Source organism: Pantoea sp. K16 (genome assembly GCF_048452805.1).
In the GTDB taxonomy this organism is placed as follows: Bacteria; Pseudomonadota; Gammaproteobacteria; order Enterobacterales; family Enterobacteriaceae; genus Pantoea; species Pantoea agglomerans.
In genome coordinates this window covers 418,764-442,370 of the sequence record NZ_JBLWNV010000001.1, presented here as the reverse complement: position 1 = coordinate 442,370, position 23,607 = coordinate 418,764, and the positions used below count along the sequence as shown (strand labels likewise).

Annotated in this window: 20 protein-coding genes and 1 pseudogene; 7 read left to right on the top strand and 14 right to left on the bottom strand. The window is 55.5% G+C overall.

Annotated elements, in window-relative coordinates:
* Positions 1–8 precede the first annotated feature (8 nt).
* Complete coding sequence (locus ACK13D_RS02120) at positions 9–224, top strand: YdgH/BhsA/McbA-like domain containing protein (protein WP_010246960.1); 216 nt, start codon at positions 9–11, stop codon at positions 222–224.
* A 63-nt stretch (positions 225–287) separates the two neighbouring features.
* Here the strand turns inward: ACK13D_RS02120 and ACK13D_RS02115 are convergent, their stop codons facing one another.
* From ACK13D_RS02115 to pdxR, 4 genes are all read right to left on the bottom strand, one after another.
* On the bottom strand, positions 288–1,490 hold the full coding sequence (locus tag ACK13D_RS02115) for an MFS transporter (RefSeq protein ID WP_010246959.1): 1,203 nt from the start codon (positions 1,488–1,490) through the stop codon (positions 288–290).
* A 166-nt stretch (positions 1,491–1,656) separates the two neighbouring features.
* The gene (locus ACK13D_RS02110) at positions 1,657–2,397 is read right to left on the bottom strand and encodes a nitroreductase family protein (RefSeq protein ID WP_010246958.1); all 741 of its coding nucleotides are present in this window, start codon (positions 2,395–2,397) and stop codon (positions 1,657–1,659) included.
* Between the two features lie 83 nt (positions 2,398–2,480).
* Entirely contained in the window at positions 2,481–3,857 is a 1,377-nt protein-coding gene (locus ACK13D_RS02105; protein WP_154210172.1) for a glycoside hydrolase family 10 protein, read from the bottom strand.
* 97 nt (positions 3,858–3,954) lie between these two features.
* A complete protein-coding gene (pdxR, locus tag ACK13D_RS02100; RefSeq protein ID WP_287061086.1) occupies positions 3,955–5,445 on the bottom strand; it encodes a MocR-like pyridoxine biosynthesis transcription factor PdxR in 1,491 nt (496 codons plus the stop codon).
* Positions 5,446–5,555: 110 nt separating this feature from the next.
* Here pdxR and gabT point away from each other — a divergent pair, with 110 nt between their 5' ends.
* Both gabT and gabP read left to right on the top strand, forming a co-directional pair.
* The gene (gabT, locus tag ACK13D_RS02095) at positions 5,556–6,842 is read left to right on the top strand and encodes a 4-aminobutyrate--2-oxoglutarate transaminase (RefSeq protein WP_089414728.1); all 1,287 of its coding nucleotides are present in this window, start codon (positions 5,556–5,558) and stop codon (positions 6,840–6,842) included.
* A 76-nt stretch (positions 6,843–6,918) separates the two neighbouring features.
* On the top strand, positions 6,919–8,334 hold the full coding sequence (gene gabP / locus ACK13D_RS02090) for a GABA permease (RefSeq protein WP_033773526.1): 1,416 nt from the start codon (positions 6,919–6,921) through the stop codon (positions 8,332–8,334).
* A gap of 315 nt (positions 8,335–8,649) precedes the next feature.
* Here gabP and ACK13D_RS02085 read toward each other — a convergent pair whose 3' ends face one another.
* From ACK13D_RS02085 to ACK13D_RS02075, 3 genes are all read right to left on the bottom strand, one after another.
* Positions 8,650–8,952 carry a hypothetical protein gene (locus tag ACK13D_RS02085; protein WP_033773527.1) on the bottom strand — a complete coding sequence of 101 codons (303 nt, stop codon included), beginning with the start codon at positions 8,950–8,952 and terminating at the stop codon, positions 8,650–8,652.
* Between the two features lie 486 nt (positions 8,953–9,438).
* On the bottom strand, positions 9,439–9,858 hold the full coding sequence (locus ACK13D_RS02080; protein WP_033768821.1) for a bleomycin resistance protein: 420 nt from the start codon (positions 9,856–9,858) through the stop codon (positions 9,439–9,441).
* 38 nt (positions 9,859–9,896) lie between these two features.
* Positions 9,897–10,778 (bottom strand): LysR family transcriptional regulator, encoded by an 882-nt coding sequence (locus tag ACK13D_RS02075; RefSeq protein ID WP_418795554.1) that lies wholly within the window; start codon positions 10,776–10,778, stop codon positions 9,897–9,899.
* Positions 10,779–10,924: 146 nt separating this feature from the next.
* Here ACK13D_RS02075 and ACK13D_RS02070 point away from each other — a divergent pair, with 146 nt between their 5' ends.
* Positions 10,925–11,776, top strand: a complete 852-nt coding sequence (locus ACK13D_RS02070) for a Vmh family MBL fold metallo-hydrolase (protein WP_418795552.1) — start codon at positions 10,925–10,927, stop codon at positions 11,774–11,776.
* Between the two features lie 90 nt (positions 11,777–11,866).
* Here ACK13D_RS02070 and ACK13D_RS02065 read toward each other — a convergent pair whose 3' ends face one another.
* The 3 genes and pseudogenes from ACK13D_RS02065 to ACK13D_RS02055 form a co-directional block, all read right to left on the bottom strand.
* Positions 11,867–12,538 carry a hypothetical protein gene (locus ACK13D_RS02065; RefSeq protein WP_033760716.1) on the bottom strand — a complete coding sequence of 224 codons (672 nt, stop codon included), beginning with the start codon at positions 12,536–12,538 and terminating at the stop codon, positions 11,867–11,869.
* A 214-nt stretch (positions 12,539–12,752) separates the two neighbouring features.
* Positions 12,753–12,848: pseudogene (locus ACK13D_RS02060) on the bottom strand (transcriptional regulator); the annotation flags it as partial.
* Entirely contained in the window at positions 12,826–13,737 is a 912-nt protein-coding gene (locus tag ACK13D_RS02055) for a LysR family transcriptional regulator (protein ID WP_418795550.1), read from the bottom strand. The pseudogene ACK13D_RS02060 and the gene ACK13D_RS02055, both read right to left, overlap by 23 nt.
* Before the next feature lie 97 nt (positions 13,738–13,834).
* On the opposite strand from ACK13D_RS02055, the gene ACK13D_RS02050 reads away from it, so the two are divergent.
* A complete protein-coding gene (locus ACK13D_RS02050; protein WP_187511203.1) occupies positions 13,835–14,893 on the top strand; it encodes an SDR family oxidoreductase in 1,059 nt (352 codons plus the stop codon).
* Positions 14,894–14,951: 58 nt separating this feature from the next.
* Here ACK13D_RS02050 and rluF read toward each other — a convergent pair whose 3' ends face one another.
* Complete coding sequence (gene rluF, locus ACK13D_RS02045; RefSeq protein ID WP_418795548.1) at positions 14,952–15,830, bottom strand: 23S rRNA pseudouridine(2604) synthase RluF; 879 nt, start codon at positions 15,828–15,830, stop codon at positions 14,952–14,954.
* 103 nt (positions 15,831–15,933) lie between these two features.
* Positions 15,934–16,404 (bottom strand): GNAT family N-acetyltransferase, encoded by a 471-nt coding sequence (locus ACK13D_RS02040; protein ID WP_033760746.1) that lies wholly within the window; start codon positions 16,402–16,404, stop codon positions 15,934–15,936.
* Between the two features lie 311 nt (positions 16,405–16,715).
* On the opposite strand from ACK13D_RS02040, the gene sfnG reads away from it, so the two are divergent.
* Positions 16,716–17,801 (top strand): dimethylsulfone monooxygenase SfnG, encoded by a 1,086-nt coding sequence (gene sfnG / locus ACK13D_RS02035; protein WP_418795547.1) that lies wholly within the window; start codon positions 16,716–16,718, stop codon positions 17,799–17,801.
* 145 nt (positions 17,802–17,946) lie between these two features.
* Here the strand turns inward: sfnG and ACK13D_RS02030 are convergent, their stop codons facing one another.
* Positions 17,947–19,920 carry an autotransporter outer membrane beta-barrel domain-containing protein gene (locus tag ACK13D_RS02030; protein ID WP_418795545.1) on the bottom strand — a complete coding sequence of 658 codons (1,974 nt, stop codon included), beginning with the start codon at positions 19,918–19,920 and terminating at the stop codon, positions 17,947–17,949.
* Between the two features lie 204 nt (positions 19,921–20,124).
* Positions 20,125–21,015 (bottom strand): MurR/RpiR family transcriptional regulator, encoded by an 891-nt coding sequence (locus ACK13D_RS02025; protein ID WP_010670553.1) that lies wholly within the window; start codon positions 21,013–21,015, stop codon positions 20,125–20,127.
* A gap of 459 nt (positions 21,016–21,474) precedes the next feature.
* Between ACK13D_RS02025 and ACK13D_RS02020 the strand changes: the two genes are divergently transcribed.
* Positions 21,475–23,595, top strand: coding sequence for a TonB-dependent siderophore receptor (locus ACK13D_RS02020; RefSeq protein ID WP_418795543.1), 2,121 nt, complete (start codon positions 21,475–21,477; stop codon positions 23,593–23,595).
* Positions 23,596–23,607 lie beyond the last annotated feature (12 nt).

Here is a 23,607-nt window from a genome sequence, read left to right as displayed (position 1 = left end):
ATATGACCATGAAAAACGTAAAAGCACTTTCAATCGCCGCACTCGCAACTCTTTCTCTGATCTCTTTTGGCAGCTTTGCCGAGAGCGTTTCTGTCACCTCATCCACACTGGATGGCGCAGAATCAAAAATTGCTGCTCAGGCTCAGGAACAGGGTGCGCAGTATAAAATTACGGAAGCGAACACCAACAACCGTGTTCACATGACCGCAGAACTGTATAAATAACGGATGGTCGCAAACGGATTTGCCAGAACAGGCTGCCCAATGGGCAGCCTTTTTTGTGTCCGATCAGGCCAGACGGGCGGCTGGGGCGCTACCGGTGCGCCACCATAGAATCAGCGCTGCCAGCGCAATTGCGCCGAGTACCGCAAACGCGGTGCTGTAAGAATAACGTGCGGCGATCATGCCCGTCATGGCGGGACTCAGCGCGGCACCTGCGCCCTGCATCAGCATAATAACGCTTTGCCCGGCGTTAACATGACCCGTACCCCGCAGCAGGGAGACAATATAGCCTGGCACCGCCACACCGAGAATCCCAGCCGCAATACCATCCAGAACCTGAACCGGAATGACAAAAATCGGCCCGGCAAAGCCGGCGGCGAGAACCGCGCGCAGCGGTAATATCATCAGGGCGATCATGATAAACAGGCGATAGCCGTGCGTATCAACCCGTTTAGATACCCACAGCGCGACCGGGATCATCACCAGTTGGGAAATCACCACCGTTGCCGCCGCGTAAAGGCCCGGACTGATCGCCGCCTGGCCGCCTGCCGAGGCGACGCGCATGCTCAGCATCGGCAGCAGCGCAGCATTGGCAAGATGAAACAGCAGCAGCGTCAAACCGGCGATCATCAGCGCCGGGTTTCGCAACAACATTGATAAGTGCAGCGCTGGCTGACGCTCTTCATGCGGTTCATAACCGCGCGCCACATCGTTATCGATCTCATTTCCGCGAATTGCCAGCGTAGCGAAAGCAGCGAAAACCGCCATTACCGTCATAAGAATGAAAACGGCACCCATGCCCCAGTACCAGGCTGAAAAACCGGCCAGCAATGCAGCAATCGTATTCCCGCCATGATTAAACGCCTCGTTGCGTCCCATCTGCTGGTTAAAGCCGCGCTGACCCGTGAGCCCTAAGGTGATCCCCGCCACCGTCGGGCCGATAAACGCCGCAGCCAGGCCTGCTACAACCTGAGAGACCATCGCCGTCCAGGTCTGATTGCTGTACCACAGCAGCAGTGTGGCAACGGTAATCACCAGACAGCCCAGCAGCACAATGATTTTTTTATGACGGGTCGCATCGGCGGCGATCCCTGCCGGTAGCGTGGCAAGTAATCCGGCGATACCGCCACAGGTCATTACCAGACCGATTTCGTCGGGTTGCCAGTGTCGCTCCGTAAGAAAGATGCCCAGAAATGGCCCCAGGCCGTCGCGGACATCGGCCAGAAAAAAGCTCATTAAACAGAGCGCGTAGAGTGAACGCTGAGACATGTTATTTCCCTGGAAGGTAAGTGTTAGAGGCAGTTGCGCTTCGGTTAAAAGGGAAATTATGTGTTACGCCGTGGAAAGTCGCCTTTCGTTATAGTAACAAAATGAAAAAGGCCACCCGTAAACGCTACGGATGGCCTTGTGCTATTCACTCAATAACGAGAGCGAACTATTTATCTGTGCCAAAACCCTGCTTCAGCAGTGCTGGCAGTACATTCGGGAAGTAGATGTTTTTATAGTAACCGCTGACGCTTTCGCTCCAGCTCTCACCGTCATTACGACCAATCGTCTTCCAGTGCTGAACCATCTCATCGTTGTAGGTTGCAATCTGCTGCTCCAGACCCTGCGTCTGGTAAATCTCATCATGGCGGAACGTCGCCAGAGGCAGACGTGGTTTCTGATGAGCCGGTTCGTCTACGTGACCGATTACCACACCCGCCACCGGGAAGGTCAGCGGCGGCAGCTCCAGCAGTGAAATCATCGCCTGTGGGTCGCGACGGATACCGCCAATTGGCACAATTCCCAGACCTTCGGCACGCGCAGCCGCCATTACCGACCCCAGCGCGATACCGATATCGGTAGAACCCGACACGATACTCTCAATGCTCTGATGGGCGATCTGCTGCTGATCGACAGCGGCCATTCCCACTGCTGATTTATGCATATCCAGCACAAAGGTGATAAACACCGGTGCTTTGGCAATCCACGGCTGACCGCCTGCAATGGCGGCGATCTGTGCGCGACGGCCGGCATCACGCGTGATCACCACAGAAACCTGCTGCGAGTTTACTGATGTAGGTGCGCGATAAGCGGTACTGATAATCCGATCCAGCACAGCTTCATCGACAGGTTGCTCAGTGAAACTGCGTTCACTTTTGTGACTTGTAAAAATATCAATCAGTTCGCTCATGGTTCCTCCCATATAAAGCGCAAGAATAGCAGTAAGTCACAAGGAAAAACTTAACCGCACTGGTCATGCTGTCGCGGCGTTTCTCAGCCTCCCCAGCGGCCTTTAAGATAGCTTACTGCTTGCTGAGTCTGCGGCTGATTCAGATAGTTCTCTCTGAACAGAATCGTGCCATCAATATTGGGGTTCGATTCATTAAGGTCGAGCTGCTTTTTCAGCTCCGGTACGCCGCCCTGCTGTGTCCAGTCAGGCTCAACTTTTGACGGCTCGCCCACTTTATAGAGAGCAAGGCCGATGTAGAGCCGGGTTTTAGTCGGTTTCACGACCTCTGCCCACCAGTTTGCCAGCACATCGTATCGGGCCGCCTGACGGGAAAAAGGCCAGTAGAGCTGAGGTGCAATGTAATCCAGCAAGCCCTGCTGCACCCAGCGGCGGGTATCGGCAAAAGCTTCATCATACGCCGCCGCTCCGCGGGTATCGGAACCGGCAGGATCATGCGACAGATTACGCCAGACGCCCGCCGGGCTGACACCAAACTCCACGTCCGGCTTCAGTTGTTTGATGGTACGTGACACCTGCTCAATCAGCTGCTGAGTATTGTGACGCCGCCAGTCCGCTTTGCTGGCAAACCCCTGACCGTAGCGGCTGAAGGTCTGATTATCGTTGAGCAGTGAACCGGCAGATTCCGCATAGAAGTAGTCATCGAACTGCACACCGTCGATGGGATAACGCGCCACCACCTCAGCCACAATACTGGTGATCCAGTCACGCGCCTCAGGGATACCCGGATCGAGTACATAGCGATCGCCTGCAGTGCGGATCCAGTCGCGATGCAGCACAAAAACGCTGGCCGGGTGCAGTGACAGCGTGCGGTTCAGTTCACTGACGGTAGATGATTTAGTGTTTACCGACACCCGGTAAGGGTTGAACCAGGCATGGACTTTGATACCGCGCTTATGCGCCTCATCCAGCATAAACTGCAGCGGATCATAGCCCGGATCTTCACCAATTTTTCCTGTCAGCATATCTGACCAGGGGAGGATTTTTGAGGGCCAGAGCGCCGTGGCATCAGGCTTCACCTGAAAAAACACCGTGTTGATGCCCAGGCTTTTCAGCTTATCCAGCTTGTCGATCAGCGATTGCTGCTGCTGGCGGATACGCTGCGCCGGATTGGTGCCATTCACCGAGGCAACCGGCGGCCAGTCAAGACGTGAAACCGTGGCTAACCAGACGCCCCGCATCGGTTCCTGCGCATGAGGTTGTGCTGGCTTGCCGGGCGTCGGTAACGGCTGTTTCGTCACGGGCGGAAAAGGTGTGACCAGCGATTTCGGCGGCTCGGATGCGCAACTGACCAGCAACAACGCGGCAGCCAGCGCGGCGCCTCGCTTAATAGCCGCACGGGCCGGTGCAGTAAAGGGTTTAAAGGCGATGATAGACTCCAGTATTGTCTGGTCGGGGCGCAAAGAGGAGTATTCTCGGTGACTCTGATTAAATGTCAATGCGTTAGCACAGAGGCGGCAGTAAAACCGCCCTCCTTCAAAAAAAGCACCCCTGAACCCGCTAGCGCTGCGGAGTGAATACCATTCCGGCGGACGCAAGACAGGCTTTAAGTGTGCCAAACGCATCCTGACACTGCCGCTCATTGACGCAGGCGTAACCCAGCAGCAATCCGCGCGCCTCCTGAGGGTGCATATAATATTGCGAAAGTGGCCGTACTTTGACGCCGCGCTTTAGCGCCTCCGCGGCTATCGCCACGTCATCCGCGCCTGCTGGCAGCGGGATCACCAGATGCAGTCCCGCTTCATGATTGAATGCCGGTAAAAAGGCTGGCCCCAGATAGCGCTCGATCAGCCTGCAGAGAAACTGCCGCCGCTGGCGGTAAAGCAGGCGCATCCGGCGGATATGCTCCATGTAATGGCCCAGCCGGATAAACTCCGCCAGCGCACGCTGAATCAGCAGATGTCCGCCGCGATAGAGCTCTGCCGCGGCGATGCGCAACGGCTGTGCCAGCGGTTTCGGCACCACCATGTAGCCAATGCGCAGCGCGGGATAGAGCGTTTTGCTGAACGTTCCCATGTAAATGACCGGCGCATCCGCTTCAAGTCCCTGCAGTGAGGGATGAGGCTGGCCGGAAAAACGAAATTCGCTGTCGTAGTCATCTTCCACAATCCAGCTCTGATGGCGACGTGCAAGGGTGAGCAATGCCTGACGACGGGCCAGGCTTAGATGCACACCCAGCGGATATTGATGAGAGGGCGTCACAAACACCATCCTGGGTGGCGGGCCGCTGTCCGGCACCAGTCCCTGCTCATCCACGGGCATCGCCCGAATCTTCAGGCCATTCATGCGCAGCAGATTGCGCGTTCCCCAGTAGCCTGGCTCCTCCATCCAGACCCGATCGCCAGGATCGCACAACACCCGCGTCACCAGATCAACCGCCTGATGAACCCCTTCGGTGATCAGGATCTGGTCAGCATCGGCCCGCACTGAGCGTGCCACCCGCAGATAATCCACCAGCGCATGGCGCAGATCGGGACAGCCACCGCCGCTGCTGTAGACCAGGCGGTGAACGTCAGGTTCGCGATTCAGACGCGCCTGAATCTGACTAAACAGCTTATGGGGGAATTCGGTCACATCGGGCGCACCGGGGACAAACGCGCCCCACTGGTAAGGCGATGCTGTCGCGTGCCCCAGCAGACTGGCGCCACGCTTCGACAGCGTCGCCGGTCGTTGCGCCTTTACCGCCTGAAGGTCAGCAATTGCATCACTCTGCAGAGAGTTTTCCGGCAGCGTCTCTGCAATCCAGGTGCCGCTGCCGGTCCGCGCGGTGACATAGCCCTGCGCCATCAGGCTCTCATAAACATGCATAACCGTGTTTCGCGACACGCCCAGTTCGCGCGCCAGATCGCGGGTTGGCGGTAAACGGCTTCCGCGCGGAAACACCTCTTCAGCGATCGCGGCCTGCATGCAGTTCAGCAGCCGCTGATGTAATGAGCCAGTTCTTAAAAACTGTAACCGCGCTAATAGATGATCTGCGTATAAGAGTCGCAATTGGCTCCACCTTTCCTCTGACAATTGGCTCTGGCAACTCACCACGCCTCAGGCATAAATAAACGTGTTTGTCGGGAATTGTAAACACGCATATTAACGAGGTGGAATAAATGAGCGAAAAAAATAACCTGTTGCAGCAGCGCAAAGCACAGGCTCTCCCCAAAGGTATCGGTACGCTGTGCGACTGGTACGTTGCCCGGGCAGAGAACGCCACCTTATGGGATCAGGAGGGTAATAGCTGGATCGACTTCGCGGGCGGCATCGCGGTACTGAACACCGGCCACCGCCATCCACGCATTGAACAGGCGATTGCCGATCAATTAACAAAGTTTACCCATACGGCTTTCCAGATCACCCCTTACGAAAGCTACATCGCACTGGCCGAGCGTATTAATCAGCGGGTTCCCATCGCCGGTGCGGCGAAAACGGCCTTTTTCACCACCGGGGCGGAAGCGGTAGAAAATGCCGTAAAAGTGGCGCGTGCCTATACCCGCCGCCACGGCATCATCACCTTTGGTAACGCATTCCATGGCCGCACCTTTATGACCATGGCGATGACCGGAAAAGTGGCGCCTTACAAGCGAGATTTCGGCCCGATGCCGCCGTCAGTCTTCCATGCACGCTATCCCAGCGCGGTTCAGGGGATCAGCATCGAGGCGGCACTGACCAGCCTTGAAGAAATTTTTACGCAGGACATTGCGCCTCATGACGTCGCCGCGATCGTGCTGGAGCCAGTGCAGGGCGAAGGTGGATTCCATGCGGCACCTGCAGAGTTTATGGTGCAGTTGCGGGAGCTGGCTGACCGTCACGGCATTCTGCTGATTGCGGATGAAGTCCAGAGTGGATTTGCCCGTACTGGCAGGCTGTTTGCCATGGAACACTACCCGGTGAAGGCCGATATCATCACCATGGCGAAAAGCCTGGCAGGCGGGATGCCGCTCTCCGCGGTCGCCGGTCGTGCAGAGGTGATGGATGCACCTGCACCAGGTGGGCTGGGCGGAACCTATGCCGGAAACCCGCTGGCTATCGCCTCGGCCCATGCGGTGCTGGATGTAATTGAAGAGGAGCAGCTCTGCCAGCGCGCCGTTGATCTCGGTGCCCGGCTTGAAGCAGAACTCCAGGAACATCAACGCAAACATCCGGACATTGCTGAAGTGCGTGCGCTGGGTTCGATGGTGGCGATGGAGTTCTATCAGGCCAGCACCGCGCAGGCGGTTCAGAAGATGGCGATGGAACAGGGCTTGCTGCTGCTGACCTGCGGTGCCAAAGGCAACGTCATCCGCTTCCTCTACCCGCTCACCATTCCGGATGCGCAGTTCAGCCAGGCGCTGACCATTCTCTCCACGGTGATCGATCACTGTGTCGCACCCGCCGGACATCCCGTCGTCCCGGCCTGATTTCGCTGATGCGTTAACGCAAGTTCATCCCCGTTCGTCCGGCCATCCAGGCCGGACGTCGACAGGAGACGTTTACATGACGATGACTCAGAGTGCGAATGCAGATTCGCTGGCTCAAAACCTGAAACCGCGCCACGTGCGTATGCTCTCAATTGCGGGCGTGATTGGCGCCGGGCTATTTGTTGGCTCCGGCCATGCTATTTCTGAAGCGGGCCCCGCGGTGTTGATCTCTTATGCCGCTGCCGGTGCGCTGGTGGTCCTGATTATGCGGATGCTGGCCGAGATGGCCGTCGCCTCACCCGATTCAGGTTCGTTCTCAACCTACGCCGATAAAGCGCTGGGACGCTGGGCCGGATTTACCATCGGCTGGCTCTACTGGTGGTTCTGGGTGCTGGTGATCCCGCTGGAAGCCAACGCTGCGGGAACCATTCTTCATGCCTGGTTCCCCGATGTCGCCATCTGGCAGTTCACGTTTGCTATCACCCTGTTGCTGACCATTACTAATCTGCTCAGCGTGAAAAATTATGGTGAGTTTGAGTTCTGGTTTGCATTGATCAAGGTCGTTGCCATCATCCTGTTCCTGGGTGTGGCAGGTGCGGCAGTGTTTGGTCTGCTGCCTGACAGCAATACCAGCGGCCTGTCGCATCTCTATGACACTCACGGATTTATGCCGAATGGTATCGGCGCGGTAGTGGCTGCCATCCTGACCACCATGTTCTCATTTATGGGCACAGAAATTGTCACGATTGCCGCCGCAGAGTCGAAGAATCCCGGCAAGCAGATTACTCAGGCGACTAACTCCGTCATCTGGCGTATTGCGCTGTTCTATCTGCTGTCGATTTTCTTTGTGGTGGCGCTGGTGCCGTGGAATGCGCCAGGACTGGTTGAACAGGGTTCATGGCAGACGGTGTTACAGGCGATGAACATCCCGCACGCCCGACTGATTGTCGATCTGGTGGTGCTGATGGCGGTGTGCAGTTGTCTTAACTCTGCGCTTTATACCTCATCGCGCATGCTCTACTCCCTGTCACGCCGCAAAGATGCACCGGCGGCTGCCTCACGCACCAATCGCAGCGGCACGCCGTGGATTGCTGTGCTGCTCTCTACCGCGGCTGCATTTCTGGCGGTGATCGCCAATTATCTGGCGCCCAGCGTGGTGTTTGAATTTTTACTGGCCACGTCGGGAGCGATTGCACTGCTGGTCTATCTGGTGATCGCTGCGTCCCACCTGGTGCTGCGTAAAAAGCGCGAGAAAGCGGGTGAAGTCCTGAGTTACCGGATGTGGTTATTTCCTGGCCTGACGTGGGTCACTATCCTGTTTATCGTCACGGTGCTGATAATCATGTTGTTTGATGCGAAACATCAGGCTGAATTACTGGCAACCGGCGGTTTGACGCTGCTGATTATTACCACCAGCCTGGTGCTGCGTCGTAAAAAGGAGAAGCGTCAGAGCACGAAATATTTTACTCAGCGCTCTTCTGACTCTTACTGATCTTCACGCAAGCTTTTTATAAATTAAACCCACCTTTGACAGCAAAGGTGGGTTTTTTCTGCATATCAACAGATGCAACGCGTGTTAACCCTCAATTATGCAGGGGTTTAATAAGATGCGCACACTATCTGATGATCAATCCGGTAAATGAATTCCCCGATGCTGACTTAAAAATTTCAAAAAAGATACTTCACTGACTCTTGGTGACTTAATGATAAACCCTGTATTGGCTATGGGTTTATATCTTTAGGTTCCATGTCACCGTTGCTGCTAAGGCATTGCACTGTCGTTCAGAATAAAACCTCAAGAGAAGCATTAAAGATAGGTAACGTAAAGTATCCCTTTGCTCTTTTCAGGATTAAACCAGTGCATTTTTACTTCCAGAGGTAATTTGGTCAGCGATTCAGGATTCATCAGGTCAGCAGTAGTGGCCACAGCCTTACCACTGGCGGGATCAAAACAGTCAAACACGACAGGATTTTGTCCGACATTCATATTACATGAACCATTAGTAATGGCTCCGCTGAAGGTGAGCATGCCTGAATTTGAATCCGCAATAACCGGTCCGGCCAGGGCAATCAGCAACGTGCTAATGCAGACAGATAAAAAAGATTTCATTGTGCGTCCTCCTGAGTATGTATCACCTGTTATCGGCTCACATTCCCAAAGATTAAGTGCTGAGTGAACGAATAAATGTAAATGTACGAACGCTTAGCCCAATGAAATCCCTTAAAAAACTTTTGTTAAGAATAATCCTAATCCAGCCAGCTAACGAGAGTGTAGACCATCGCTGGATAAATTTTCTTTCTTACATTCATTTTTTATTATGGCCTTGTAGCAGCAAATCACGGCTGCCTGTGACTTAATGACGCTTTGCAATAGTTAACACGCTATGCATAGCGCCTTCCGTTAGTGGAAAAGGTCATGATTAATGTGACGGTGGTAAACAGCAGGTAACTCTTCGCGCTTTAGATGACTTTACTACGCTGCTATTAAAGGCTTCCGTTGATCATGATTGAACAGTCAATATAAAATATCCGAAGAGAATGTCTATTTTACTCAAGCCATTCTCCTGCTGATTAATATTGCCAAAACACGTTCAGCTTATTCCAGATACTGGCTGAAACGCAGCAGATAACCATCGGGGTCCTGCACCAGAAACTCCCGCTGACAGGCGGTGGTCTCACCGGTGTCATAGTGGTTGTCCCGAAGCGCCCGAAAGAGCGGAACGCCATGCTGCTGCAAACGCGTCAGCACAGCCTGAACATCATCGACTTCAATCTGAAAATTAATACCCCGCCCCAGCGGCCAGCGCAGATCGGCTATGTTCCAGCCCTGCGGATGGAACTGCTCAATCATCAATTGCACCTCTCCATAGCAGAGGTAAGCAAAATCAGGCTGCTGGCGCTGAATTCTCACACTGAAACCCAGCACCACGGTGTAAAAATGCAGCGAAGCGGTAAAGTCAGTGACGGTCAGTTCTGGCACCATAGGGTTCCAGTAATGGGTTTGATTATCACTCATAGTAAGGTTCCATTTTGATCGGTTACTCGCCCCTCTGATCACCCGTTCTGGATTCTGCTTTGCAGCTCATCCAGCATTAGCCGCAGTGCGGCAGACTGGTGCTCACGCGACAGGTAAAGCCCCCATATGCCAATACGTTGCGGCTCATAATCGGGCAGTAATTTTACCAGCTTCCCTGCTTCCAGTGCGTGGCGAGCCTCCTGCTCAGGCACCATCGCTATCCCGCAATGCGCTATCGCCGCGTCACACAACAGTGAAGAGATACCCGCACTGAAATTTCCTCTGACGGCAACCGCGATTTTCTCCCCGCCAGCCGCCGTAAAATGCCAGCTCTGTCCGGCAAAGCGACTGTAGTAGAGGCAGTTATGCTGAGCCAGATCGTCCGGGGTTTCCGGGTTACCCCGCGCCTTAAGATACTCAGGTGAGGCACAGAGTACCGAGTGGCATTCGCCGAGACGGCGCGCGATCGCCCCCGGCTCTGGCGAGTCGGTGATGCGGATAGCGAGATCGATGCGCTCACCAATCAGGCTTACTGGCTGATGGTTAATTTCCAGCTCAATGCGCAGTGCCGGATAACGCGCCAGAAAATCGGGGATCACCGGGCCGACAAGATGAAGAGCCGTAAAGTGGGCGCAGGCGATGCGAAGCGTTCCGGCCGGGACGCCCTGAGTAGTTTCCTGCTGGATCGCCTCTGAGATCAGGGCCAGCTGACGGGTTTTTTGCAGGATCGCCTCTCCGGCAGGCGTAAGGGTCAGCTGGCGCGAAGAGCGATGCAGCAGACGCGTTCCCGCCCACTTTTCCATCTCCTCCAGATAACGGCTGACCATCGGTCGGGATATCCCGAGCGATCGTGAGGCGGCACTCAGGCTGCCCAGTTCACATATCCGGTTGAAAACGGCTGCCGCCGTGACTCTGTCCATCCACTCCACCTGTTCGGATTATGAAACTCAGCATCTCTGATTGCGGGAATTCTAACAGATAGCCAGATGCGTAGAATAGCGCCACTGATACTGAACATCGCCCGTTACGCCTGCCTGAGTCGGGCATTTATCTCTGAGGATCCTCAATGAAAACTACGCTGTTACCTGTGATGCTGGTGCTGGCCTCGGCCTCCACCAGCGCGGCCACCCTGCAACTGCAAACCTATAATCCGCAGGAAAAGGGCATCTTTGCCGTCTCCTCAACGCTGGTTAGTGGGCCAACCGAAGCGATTCTGTTTGATGCCCAGTTCAGCACCCAGGACGGTGAAAAACTGGCAGAGATGATTAAAAAGAGTGGAAAAACGTTAAAGGAAATTGTGATCACTTCTGGCGATCCCGATTTCTACTTTGGTCTGGAGCCAATTGTTAAAGCCTGGCCGGACGTGAAGGTGGTTGCCGCGCCGGCGGTGGTGAAGCATATCCAGCAGACGCATGACGCCAAGCTGAAATACTGGGGTCCACAGATGAAGCAGGGCGCGCCGGATAAGGTGTTTGTGCCTGAAGTGACCCATCAGACCCGCTTTAGCGTCGACGGCGAGGTGCTGGAGCTGCGTCATCCGGAGCAATACGCCGCTTATATCTGGATCCCCTCTGCGAGCACCATTCTGGGCGGTACCGCCCTCTCCTCGGGCATTCATGTCTGGACGGCTGACACTCAGACCGTTCAGAGCCGCGCTGAATGGCGTCATATCCTGACCGAAATGCAGACGCTGAACGTGAAGAACGTGATTCCGGGTCACTATCTCGGTGCCCGGCCGGCCGGTTCACAGGCGGTGGATTTCACCCTGAATTATCTGAAGAGTTTTGAGGCGGCGCTGGCGCAACATAAAACCTCAGCGCAGGTGATTACCGCCATGAAAGCCGCCTGGCCGAAACTGGCAGAACCGGCTTCACTGGAACTCAGCGCCAAAGTCAATACCGGCGAGATGAAGTGGTAAATCCCGCTGAGAGATCAGCTGACTACCGGGTTTGCAACGTTTAAGCAGACCCGGCTGAACCCATTGACCTGATCTGAAGATGCCCGGGCGCTATCTTTTAGCCAGATAGCGCCTGTCATCGCGCGCCTGCAACCGCGCCTCCGCCGGTGAGGGGAAGATATAGTGAAACAGATCGCGGTAAAAACTCAGGTGCTTCAGTAATCCTTCCTGTATGGATCTACTGATGTCTTTGATCAGAAATTCCTGGGTGGTGCTGAAGTTAGTCACGCTAAAAAAGGTTTTGTCATAGACGTTGACCACACCTTCCCATTTCATCACCTGCTCTTCCGGGGAAGCCCCTTCAGAGGCGACAAATATCCCTTTATGGGATTTCACACCCTGCTTACTGATATATGTGGTTAACGCATCATAGCCGCGCTTGTTACGCCAGCGGCAGAATTCGTAGGGCACATCGTAATGGGGCAGCACAAAGTCCGGACTACGAAAATGTTCATCACCAATTAACCCATCAAGCGTAACCGTGAAATGCAGAAAGTCCTGCAGGAAGTCGAACTGGCGGGTTTTAGTCAGTGTGACATTAATGGTGTAGTGACCTGCATGCACATACCAGTAATTGGTAAAGCCGGTGACCAGAATACAAAACGCCTGCCAGTCACTGAGTCTTCGATCCCCCGCCAGCCCCCTGAAACGACTGATCATCATCCGTGATTTGGGATGCTGATACGCTTTCAGCAGCGGATCGTTCATACCTTTCAGTAACATCAGGCACACTCCTTGATAGATTGCGCTTATCCTGCCACGCCCTGATCAGGGTGAAAAGTGTCGTTGGTCTGAATGTGACCCCCATTAAAATCTGGCCGGAGGCATGAAACGGACTATCGGATTGGGGAGAGGGGTTAGCGTTTTAAATTCGTCAGAGAGGGGAAAGCGGAGGCATCGATAATGAAACAGGATGCCAGCCTTACGGGCTGGCCTGTCAGAGCTTCGCGAGCGTCTTCAGTGTTTCCGGGTTCTGCTGCACCATGCGGATCAGTAAAACAGCCTGGGCGTTAGGTCTCGCCCTGCCCTGTTCCCTGCAACCCCACCAGCACCTCACTTAACAGCGTGACCAGCTTCCGCACTTTATCCGGGATAAAGCGGGCATCGGGGAAAACTGCATAAAGATAGCGGTCGGGAAGCCGCCAGTCCGGTAAAACCCGCACCAGTAGGCCGGATGCCAGCGCGTCTGCGCCGATAAGTGTTTGTAACGCACCGATCCCCAGCCCCGCTTCAAGGGCCTGCATCATTGCATCACTGTTGTTAGAGCGAAAAGCACTTTCTACCGGCACAGACACCCTCGTGGTCGCGGACACCAGCTGCAGCGGCGCATCGGGCGACACGCCGCTAAAACGTATGTGGGGATGGTGCTGCAGGTCACTGGGGGCTTGCGGCGTGCCGTTTCGCGCGATCCACTCAGGGGAAGCCACCAGCACGGTTTCAACCGTGGTGAGTGAACGGGCAGCCAGTGTGGCGGGCGGCGATTCGCTGAGGCGGATTGCCACATCAACACCTTCACCAATGAGATCCGACAGGCGATCCTCCAGCGCAATATTCAGACGCAGTGCGGGATGCGCCTGCTGGAATGCAATCAGATACGGCATAAGCCGCTGCCCGATGCCGCTCGGTAGTTGCATATAGAGTTTGCCGTGAAGAGGCTGCGACTCAGGCCGTAGTTGGTGCTCCAGCTCTTCCATCGCGCTGAGCAGCTGCCTGACCTGCTGCAGATAATGCTGACCCTGCTCCGTCAGCGCCATTTTGCGTGTGGTGCGGTGCAGCAACACAACCCCCAGCGCCTCTTCAAGCGCGGCAATCTGCTGGCTTACCGCCGACTGCTTCATGCCGTTTTGCCGGGCCGCCGCCGAAAAAGATCCCGCTTCAGCAACCCGGATGAAGGTCTGAATCGCATTCAGTTTGTTCTGCATTTATTGATTTTCCTGATAAGTGACATCCGGTTCAGGGGATTTAATCAGAAATAAACGCAGGTGAGAATGCAGCTTCTCTCTTAACAGGGCAATGATCATGAAAACGACGCAGGATAAGAAGGTTGCGCTGGTGGCGGGTGCCAGCGGGATTGTCGGTCAGCAACTGAGTCAGGCACTGGTAGCAGACCACTGGCAGGTCAAAGCACTGACGCATCGGTCAGACTATGCAGTCAGCGGCACAGAGGTGATTGCGGTTGATCTGCGCGATAGCCAGCAGTGCCAGCAACGGCTGGCATCACTCACCGACGTCACGCATATCTTTTACAGCGCCTGGCTGAACGCTTCTGACTGGGCAACCATGGTCGGGCCGAATCTTGCCATGCTGCAGAATCTGGTTCAGACCATGGAGGATGTCGCCCCACTTGAGCATGTCAGTCTGATGCAGGGATACAAGGTGTATGGCGCCCATCTCGGACGCTTTAAAACGCCGGCGCGGGAAAGCGATCCTGGCGTACCGGGTGCTGAGTTTAACGCCGCGCAGCTGAACTGGCTGAGCGCACAACAGCAAGGTAAAGCCTGGCACTGGAGTGCGCTGCGGCCCGGTGTGGTCGGCAGTGACAGGCCGGGCAACAGCATGAACCTGGCGCTGAGTCTGGCGCTGTACGCTTCAATCTGTCGCGCGGCGCGGCTGCCCTTACGCTTTCCCGGTTCGCCGGAAACCTGGCACAGTATGGTCGATTTTACCGATGCCACTATGCTGGCCGACGCGACGATCTGGGCCGCACGCACTTCTGACGCACGCAATCAGGCGTTTAATATCAACAATGGCGATCTCTGGCGCTGGAGTGAACTGTGGCCGGTCATTGCAGCGTGGTTTGAACTGGAGATCGCGCCGCCGGTTTCGCTGTCGTTCCGGCAACTATTTCAGGATTATCGTACGCTGTGGCGGGAAATCGCCGCTGCCGACGCGCTGCTCCAGCCCGACATTCTTGCGCTCAGTGATGGTGTCTTCGCTGATTTTGTTTTTGGCTGGGATTACGACATGTTTGGCGACGGCAGCAAACTGCGGCGGGCGGGATTCCACGGTTATCGCGCAACGGATAAGATGTTCTGCGATCTGTTTGCCCGCTTCCGGGCGGCCCGGATCATTCCGTGATGATCCGTTGAATACCGATGCAGAGAGCAGGAAAGTCGCTCTCTGCATCGGGCCATTATTAGCGCCCTTTCTTCTTACGTCCCGGCTGGACAAAGCGCTTGCGTGAGGCACCGTTAGCATCCGCTTTTTCAGCGGGTTTCGCCGCACTCTTCTGCGGTTTTTTGGCGGCGGCCGGTTTCGCCGGGGCTTTAGCTTTCTTCGCAGGTTTATCTTCTGAAGAGGAGTTCTCCAGCAGTTTAAACAGCTCAACGAGTTCGTCGTCAGTGAGATCGCGCCACTCCCCCAGCGGCAATCCCTTGAGATTGACGTTCATGATGCGGGTGCGCTCAAGCTTCGTCACTTCAAAGCCAAAATGCTTACACATACGGCGGATCTGGCGATTCAGCCCCTGGACCAGCGTGATGCGAAAGACAAACGGCGCTTCTTTCTTCACTTTGCACTTTTTGGTCACCGTGCCCAGCATCGGCACGCCTGCGCTCATTCCGGCAATAAACTCATCGGTGATCGGCTTGTCGACCGTAACGACATACTCTTTTTCGTGGTTGTTACCGGCCCGCAGGATCTTGTTGACCAGATCACCGTGGTTGGTAAGGAAAATCAGGCCCTGAGAATCTTTGTCGAGTCGGCCAATCGGGAAGACGCGCTTGCTGTGATTGACGAAATCGCTGATGTTATCGCGCTCGCCCTCTTCCATGGTGGTGATAATCCCCACCGGCTTATTCAGGGCAATCAGCACCAGATCGTCTTGATCGCGCGGCTCGATAAGCTGACCATTGACCTTCACCACATCGCCTGCAAATACCTGCGCGCCTACAGTGGCGCGTTTGCCGTTAATGAAAACGTTGCCCTGCTCGATGTAACGATCGGCGTCACGACGGGAGCAGATGCCGCTCTCGCTGATGTATTTATTAAGACGAGTTGATGAGTCAGTCAGCATGATTCCTCCAAAAAACGCGGACTATACCTTACCGGCGGGGGCTTGCGAAGTCTTTGCACCGGAAACTTTTGCCCTGCTTCGCCAGCCTGACGGCGGCGGGCATTCACAGATCAATCGCCATCTCAGTACAGCGCAAATCGCTGCCCGCCAGCTTTGACGGATAGAAACTTTCGCCCAGCGGCCGGAAGCCATGCTGCTGGTAAAAGCCCACGGCGTTCGGCGTCGACGCGAGCGTCAACCGGTGGTAGCCACGCTGCAGCGCCTCCGCTTTGATGGTGTCGATGATCAGCCCAGCCATTCCCTGTCCGGTAAATCCGGGCAGGGTAAAAATGGCTTCCACGCTGGCGGCGGCAAGGTCCAGCGATCCGGTAGCAACCGGCACGCCGTCCGGGCCATCAATCACGAAGAAGGGATTCATGCGGATCATTGCAGGAAAGCTGGCGGGCATGCGGTCCGGCGTCCAGGCGGCGAGCACGTCGGGTGGATAAGCATGCTGGCAGCCATGACGGATGGCCAGATTTCTGATGTTCCATAAATGGTGCGCCTCTTCGGGCGATGCCTGTCTGACAATCATAGTGCCCTCCGGCTCTGCAACAGAACCGCTACGTTATCACATCGCTTTGCGGCTATCTGCGAATACCGCCGGGTTCAGTGCCCCTGGCCTCGCCGCAGTTACGCGCGGTCATGAAGCGCTGCTGCATCAGCAACCGTGCTGTTTCTGTGTTGCTGCATTTGCAACAGCTCGCTTATGCAAAACTGGATTTTAATCCTTTAACTTCAATTATTTAATCTCTGGCATGGTTACTGCTTGGTCTTTTCTTTTATATCTGAAAGTTTGGAAGATTTAACTGTTCCATTAATCCAGCTATATGCCAGGAGAAAACCATGTCACTGAACCAATCTTTACAGTTCGCCTACTGGGTGCCGAATGTCTCGGGCGGACTGGTGATCAGTCAGATAGAGCAGCGTACCCGCTGGGATGCCGAATACAACCGCAAACTGGCGCAGATCGCTGAACAGGCGGGTTTTGATTACGCGCTGACGCAGATTCGCTTTACTGCAGGATATGGCGCAGATAATCAGCATGAATCGGTCACATTCTCGCAGGATTTACTTAGTCACACCTCGAAATTAAAAGTGATTGCCGCTCTGCTTCCCGGCCCGTGGAATCCGGTATTGGCGGCAAAGCAGATTGCCACTATCAGCCATCTTTATGGTCCACGCATCGCCGTTAATATTGTCAGCGGCTGGTTCCGGGGCGAGTTCAAGGCAATTGGTCAACCCTGGCTCGATCATGAAGAGCGCTATCTGCGTTCAGAAGAGTTTATTCGCTGCCTGCGCGGCATCTGGCGTGAAGAGAGTTTTAGCTTTGCCGGCGATTTTTATCGCTTCCGCGATTACGTGATGAAACCCAAGCCGTTGTCACCGCTCCCGGAAATTTTCCAGGGTGGCAGTTCACGCGCGGCGCGCGACATGGCCGCCAGGGTGTCAGACTGGTATTTTACCAACGGTAATACCCCGGACGGTGTCCGTCTGCAGGTCGCGGATATCCGTGAAAAAGCCGGACGTCATCAGCATCAGGTCAGAATCGGGCTGAACGGTTTTGTGATTGCCCGCGAGAGCGAACAGCAGGCGCAGGCGGTGCTTCATGAGATCATCAGCAAAGCCAACCCGGATGCGGTAAAAGGCTTTCAGCATGAGGTCAAAAATGCTGGCAGTGCCTCACCCGAAGGAGAGGGGAACTGGGCGAAATCGTCGTTTGAGGATCTGGTGCAGTACAACGACGGCTTTAAAACCAATCTGATTGGCACACCGCAGCAGATTGCTGAACGCATTATCGAACTGAAGCAGGCCGGTGTGGATCTGCTGCTGCTGGCATTTCTGCACTTTCATGAAGAGGTCGAATTCTTTGGCCGCGAAGTGATACCGCGGGTCCGCGAACTGGAGGCGCAGGCTTTGATCGAAGCGTGAAAAAGGTACGCCACAGAAGAGAGTTATACCCGACTGCATCCGGGGTGTGATGAACGCTCAGATCTGCTGCAACGTCGCCCGCCGCTATCATTATGAGAGCGACGGACAACGTCTGCAGGGCTTTTCACTCCGCAAAGCAGATCGGTTAAAAGCGGGCGTTAAGCCCGACGTTCCATGTCACCTGATGCATGTCGCTGTTGCCTGTGACCGCCGAGACGCCCGCAAAGGCATTCACCGAGGTGCCAAGCGGCACGCTCGCACCCACCGCCATATCGATCCAGTTATCATCACTGGAATCGCTGCTGCGGGTAAAGGCGGTGCGGGTCGATTTCAGTCCGGCGGTCACCGCCGAATCGCTGTCACCAAACTGGTGGTTGTAGCTGACCTGCGCCCAGGGATTGATCAGCAAATCTTTGCTGTCGATACGCCAGCCCACTGCGCCGATTTGAGAGTGCAGCGTCTGGTCGCCAAAGCGCATTGAGGTGCTGCTGTTGCCCTCCTCTTTATAGCCATCGACCTGGGTGTAGTCGAGCGCATAGCTGGCCACCGGGCCAGTAGAAACATAGCTACCCAGCGGCAAATCCCAGCCGGTCTGCAGCCGCATTCCCAGCACCTTACCGTTGCTGTTGCCCTTTTCCGTGCGGGTCGCCGGTCCCAGCCTGATCTGACGCTCAATATCATCAAAGTCGAGATCGGCATAATGGGCGTCCGCATTAATCCATCCCCGATCGAGATAATTCAACTGACTCCAGAGTGCCACCAGATTGCCGCGTAAACGGTAATCAAAGCGCGACGAGGGATCCTGACGTTGCGAGGTCGTAGAGAGCATGGCACCGGCCTGCCAGTAATCGGTCAGCTGATAGCCCACACCCACGGTGCCGCTGGCGCTGGTCGCATCGCCATCCTGCAGGCTGTCGCCGCGGAAATCACGCTGCTGCCCGGCATAACCGCCGAAAACAGTAAACTCGCCAGCACTGGCGGGCTGCTGACGCTGCTGCTGCAGATGTCCATCCAGCGTATTGCGCGCATCGCCCACCAGCATCGACGGCGCCTGACTCAGTGCAGCTACCTGCAGCGGCGCATTCAGCACCGACTGAATGTAATCGGCGATCAGCGCATGGACCGCCGGGCTGGGATGCAGTCTGTCTGCAAACAGATACTGCTGTGACTGCGAAAATCCTGTCGTCGAGGAGGTGCAGTCCATCGCCGAGACACCTGGCGGACAGGCCATTCCGGCCGTATTCGTGAGTCCATACAGGCCCGGATTAGCGATCACCTCATTAAACAGGCCATTGATATCCACTCGTGCGATGTTCCCGCGTGCGGTCACCAGCCCCTGCTCTTCAGCCTGGTTGTAACGGTCGGTGAGGGCCGCCGCCTCCTGACTCAGTAACTGCCAGGCGGCAATCAGCTGCTGTGCAATGGCATCCCGGATCAGCGGAATTGAAGAGATTTGTCCGGCCGCCTCGCCAAGCGCGGTTTCAATCGCCTGCTCTCTTGCGGCACGGTCAGGCGTAGTGGTGGTGCTCAGCGACTGAAACAGCGCCGCCGTGGCAGGTTGTGCCGCTGGACCAGGCACCTGCAGAATCGCCTGCAGCAGGGCGGGCGTTGCCCCTACATTAGGTACCGTCGGTACAATCACCGTTCCGGCTCCGGCATCCAGCAACCGGCTGACCTGTGAGGCCGCTGCACTGGCGCTGTTATCCACTATCTGCCGGGCAGCGAGAGGGGCAAGAGCCGCCGCCGCTAAATCATTGCCGCCAATCCAGTGAATATAGAGACCGTCCGGATCAGCTCGTCCGCCTCGCGCCGCAAGGTAGTTATCAAGCTGATCCTGAGTGTTAAACAGGGGATTAATTGCAGGTACCGCAACTGCGCCACCTTCGGCATAGTTGCTTCCGCCCTGCGATGAAGGGCGCAGGTTATCACCCAGCGACTGCGCTACGATCTCGTCATAGAGCGGATGGGTCGCGCCATCATAGGTAAAGCGCCCGACGTTCCCGCCATCACTCAGGCTATCGCCAAAGACGGTGAGGTCGCTCCAGGCCATCGCAGGCAGCGGCGACAGCAGGCTCAGGGTGGCACAGCAGAAAAGGTATTGCGCGTGAAGGGGTTTCATCAGCAGCTCCGCACAAATCAAATGAAAGTCAGTATGAGTAAGAACCGCACCGGCTGGCGCAGCAAGCTGTAAGCGTAGACGGCTGAGGAAAGGGGTGGCAGAAAATACGGGATCGCGCTCGCAAAGCGGAGAAATTTGACTTAAAGATCAGCCGTGCTGGTTCAGGTGAAATACCGGGAACCCACCACGGCGTCGTTACACTGGCTACTTTTTGCTGGCGGGCTTCAGGCCGCGATTAAGATCCTGTAACCGTTTCATCGTCTTAACGGTACGCTGTGGCAGCGTTGAGGCAACGGACAGGATCAGCATCTCCAGACAGACCATAATCGTGCCGTGCAGGGGAATGCGTCCCTTCTCGCCGCCGCGCGGCACATTGATTACGACATCCGCCTCGCGGGCGAAAAAGGAGTCGGTGGCGTTGGTCAGCAAAATAATCGGAATATCCAGCCGCTTCGCTTCACGCACCACGGTTGTCCCTTCCCGGTGCGCCGACTGTTGCGCCATCATGATCAGCACGTCGCCACGCTGTAGCGCCAGCATCTGCTCTGCCAGCGCAATTCCTGCACGGTTAAGGGAAAAGGCGGGCAGACCGATACGGTTGAGCAGCCGCACGCTGTAGTCCGCCAGAATACCTGAGGCGTTGATGCCAAAAATAGCGACCTGCCGCGCTTCGCCCAGCAGCGCCACGCTATCCGCTACCGCCACCCGATTCTGCGGCTGCGACAGCACCTCACAGGCGTGCCGGTGGCCCTCCAGCACAAAGTCGATGGCGCTGTTCACATCACTGGTCACCTCGCTGACGGTGGTGATCATCTTATCTTCAGAGGTCAGCGAAGGACCAAACCAGGCCTTTAGTGTCTGTTTGAGGTCACGCAGTCCGCTAAAGCCCAGCGCCTGAATCGCGCGGATTACAGTGGCATCAGAGGTGTGATTCGCCACAGCGATCTCCATCGCGGTGCTCTCCAGCACCGTTTCCCGCTGTTGATCGATATAGCGCGCCACCGCCAGCAGGCGGGGTGAAAGCTGCTTTTCACGGGCGCGAAGACGTTCTGCCACCACATCCACTCTGTTTTTAACGGGCCTGCTCTGTTTCATGCTGCACCTGCAATTGGGGTTAACGTGTTAAAAGGCTCATCGCTGGTCTGGCTAAATAGAGAGTTTAAGGGCCGGGAGATGTAGTAAAAACGTCATGCTGTTTTATATTTCACCTGAAGAAGATGTGGATTTAACCAACCCCCTCACCTTCATATAAAAATATATTCATTATTTTCAATAGGCTAAAAATTCCAGCCAATCTTTTTGCAGCGATAAACGACACGGCAATAATGTAGCCAATTCTATTCAAATTATGTTTACTACTACAATAGCGGATGTTTGAATGATTCTCAATTACAGATGAGAAAGGTTGTCGTCCGGCCGGCATAATGACCTTGAAGGCCTGATACTGATCTCCTCTGTTTAAACGCTGCATATTGCAGAACACCTCCAGGGTAGACCTGCAAGACAGACAGATTGTCAGTCGTCAGGTCCTTTGCTTCAGATACGAAAAGAAAAATGAAAAACAAAGACTCACGATATCCGGCCCGGCACCCCGCTCTGGTCGTGGCGATCTGCAGCAGCATTATGCTGCCACAGGTCAATGCAGCAACCGACAGCGCCCCGGATATGACCGTGACCGCGGATGCCAGTTCAGAGGGAAATTACAGCGCCACTCAGAGTAGCGTCGCCAGTAAAATGCCGACCGCGCGGCTTGATGAGGCGCAGTCGGTCAGCGTGGTGACGCAGCAGCAACTGGACGATTACCAGGCAAGCTCACTGGCGGATGCGATGCGCTTCGTCAGCGGTGTGACCGAAGCAAACACGCTGGCTGGCACCGAAGATGGCTTTGTACGACGCGGATTTGGCAGCAACGCCGATGGCTCCATCTACCGGGATGGCATTCGCAGCAGTCAGGGATTGAATTTCGATGCCACGACCGAGCGGGTTGAGGTGCTGAAAGGCTCCTCCTCGCTGCTGTATGGCATTCAGAATCCGGGCGGCATTATCAATGTGGTCAGCAAAAAGCCGCAATACAGCTGGCACTCCAGCGTCAGCGGACGTTACGCCAGTGAAGGTGGCGGTGCGGGCACGCTGGATGTCACCGGCCCGCTGGGCAACGGCTTCGCCTTCCGGCTGATCGCCGAAAAGCAGAATCAGGATTACTGGCGCAACTTTGGCAGTGAAGAGCACACACTGCTGGCACCCTCTCTGCAATGGTATGGCGAGCAGGCAAGTTTTCTGATCAGCTATGCCGACTACCGCTATGACATTCCCTACGATCGCGGCACGGCCTTTATCGACGGCAAGCCGATCGACATCGGTTATAAAGATCGGCTGGATGACAAAGCCAATCACGCCTGGGGCCATAACAAAACCCTGAATGCTCATTATGACTGGCAGTTTAATGATGAGTGGCGCACCCGGTTAACCCTGGGCTGGAACCAGCGGCGCTATGACAACAATGAAGTGCGCGTGACGGCGGTGAACGCCAGCAGCGGCGTGGTCACACGTCGCGCCGATGCCAATCGCGGGTTTAACCACAAAACCAAATATCTGAGCTGGGATCTGCTGGGTAATCCCGAAATTCTGGGTATGCAGCACGCGCTGGTGGTGGGCACCGACTATGAGATGAACCAGACTTATCGTGCCCATCAGTATCAGGGCAAGGTCAACCGCCAGTTCAACTATTTCACGCCTGAATATGACTTGCTGTCACCGGTCACGGACGCCAGCACGGAAAATAGCGCAGCCGCCAATAACCTCAACCGCATTCATAGCCGGTCACTCTACGCCAAAGACAGCATTTCTCTGTCACCCGACTGGATTGTGGTGCTGGGCGGTCGTTATCAGCATTATGAACAGCGCGCCTCGCGCGGCTTTAATCCGCAGGTGGAAACCCTGAATGATGAGGGTAATAAGTTTCTGCCGCAGGCGGGGGTGATCTACAAATTCACACCTGATCTCTCTTTCTACACTAGCGTCAGTAAGTCGTTCACCCCGTCAACCGACGTGGATGATGATGGCAATGTCGGCAAACCGGAACAGGGCACCATCTGGGAAGTTGGCAGTAAATGGCAACTCTCGCCGAAACTGTTCGCCACCGTCGCGCTCTATCGGATAGACGAAAAAGCGATGTCGCTGAATATTAATGGCAGCACGCGTGCCATTGATAAAGCCCGATCGACCGGCGCTGAGTTTGAGCTGAACGGCGAAATTGCACCCGGCTGGGATTTGAGCGCGAACTACAGCTATGATCAGGCAGAGATCGTAAATGACCGGGTTAATCCGGATAACAATGGTAATCGTCTGCAGAATGCGCCGCGTCATGCCGGTGCGCTCTATCTCAGCCATGAGATGCAGATCAGCAGCCTGCCCGGCTCGTTCCGGCTCGGCGGAGGCGCACGCTATGTCGGCAGCCGTGCGGGCGATCCCGATAACAGTTTCACCCTGCCCGACTATGTGGTGGCAGACAGTTTTGTGGCATGGAACAACCGCCTGTTCGGTGAAAAAACGCAGCTGCGTCTGAACATCAATAACCTGTTTAACCAGCACTATTACAGTTCAAGCGGCGGCAACCTGCGCGTCCGTGAAGGTGAAACCCGCAATCTGATGGTACAGGCCCGTGTTGAATTTTAAATCGCTGCGCTG

What these genes read in the sequence shown, in the direction of transcription:
- ACK13D_RS02120 (WP_010246960.1), top strand. Translation starts at nt 9, where the DNA reads ATGAAAAACGTAAAAGCACTTTCAATCGCCGCACTCGCAACTCTTTCT.
- ACK13D_RS02115 (WP_010246959.1), bottom strand. Translation starts at nt 1,490, where the DNA reads ATGTCTCAGCGTTCACTCTACGCGCTCTGTTTAATGAGCTTTTTTCTG.
- ACK13D_RS02110 (WP_010246958.1), bottom strand. Translation starts at nt 2,397, where the DNA reads ATGAGCGAACTGATTGATATTTTTACAAGTCACAAAAGTGAACGCAGT.
- gabT (WP_089414728.1), top strand. Translation starts at nt 5,556, where the DNA reads ATGAGCGAAAAAAATAACCTGTTGCAGCAGCGCAAAGCACAGGCTCTC.
- gabP (WP_033773526.1), top strand. Translation starts at nt 6,919, where the DNA reads ATGACGATGACTCAGAGTGCGAATGCAGATTCGCTGGCTCAAAACCTG.
- ACK13D_RS02085 (WP_033773527.1), bottom strand. Translation starts at nt 8,952, where the DNA reads ATGAAATCTTTTTTATCTGTCTGCATTAGCACGTTGCTGATTGCCCTG.
- ACK13D_RS02080 (WP_033768821.1), bottom strand. Translation starts at nt 9,858, where the DNA reads ATGAGTGATAATCAAACCCATTACTGGAACCCTATGGTGCCAGAACTG.
- ACK13D_RS02075 (WP_418795554.1), bottom strand. Translation starts at nt 10,778, where the DNA reads ATGGACAGAGTCACGGCGGCAGCCGTTTTCAACCGGATATGTGAACTG.
- ACK13D_RS02070 (WP_418795552.1), top strand. Translation starts at nt 10,925, where the DNA reads ATGAAAACTACGCTGTTACCTGTGATGCTGGTGCTGGCCTCGGCCTCC.
- ACK13D_RS02065 (WP_033760716.1), bottom strand. Translation starts at nt 12,538, where the DNA reads ATGTTACTGAAAGGTATGAACGATCCGCTGCTGAAAGCGTATCAGCAT.
- ACK13D_RS02055 (WP_418795550.1), bottom strand. Translation starts at nt 13,737, where the DNA reads ATGCAGAACAAACTGAATGCGATTCAGACCTTCATCCGGGTTGCTGAA.
- ACK13D_RS02050 (WP_187511203.1), top strand. Translation starts at nt 13,835, where the DNA reads ATGAAAACGACGCAGGATAAGAAGGTTGCGCTGGTGGCGGGTGCCAGC.
- rluF (WP_418795548.1), bottom strand. Translation starts at nt 15,830, where the DNA reads ATGCTGACTGACTCATCAACTCGTCTTAATAAATACATCAGCGAGAGC.
- ACK13D_RS02040 (WP_033760746.1), bottom strand. Translation starts at nt 16,404, where the DNA reads ATGATTGTCAGACAGGCATCGCCCGAAGAGGCGCACCATTTATGGAAC.
- sfnG (WP_418795547.1), top strand. Translation starts at nt 16,716, where the DNA reads ATGTCACTGAACCAATCTTTACAGTTCGCCTACTGGGTGCCGAATGTC.
- ACK13D_RS02030 (WP_418795545.1), bottom strand. Translation starts at nt 19,920, where the DNA reads ATGAAACCCCTTCACGCGCAATACCTTTTCTGCTGTGCCACCCTGAGC.
- ACK13D_RS02025 (WP_010670553.1), bottom strand. Translation starts at nt 21,015, where the DNA reads ATGAAACAGAGCAGGCCCGTTAAAAACAGAGTGGATGTGGTGGCAGAA.
- ACK13D_RS02020 (WP_418795543.1), top strand. Translation starts at nt 21,475, where the DNA reads ATGAAAAACAAAGACTCACGATATCCGGCCCGGCACCCCGCTCTGGTC.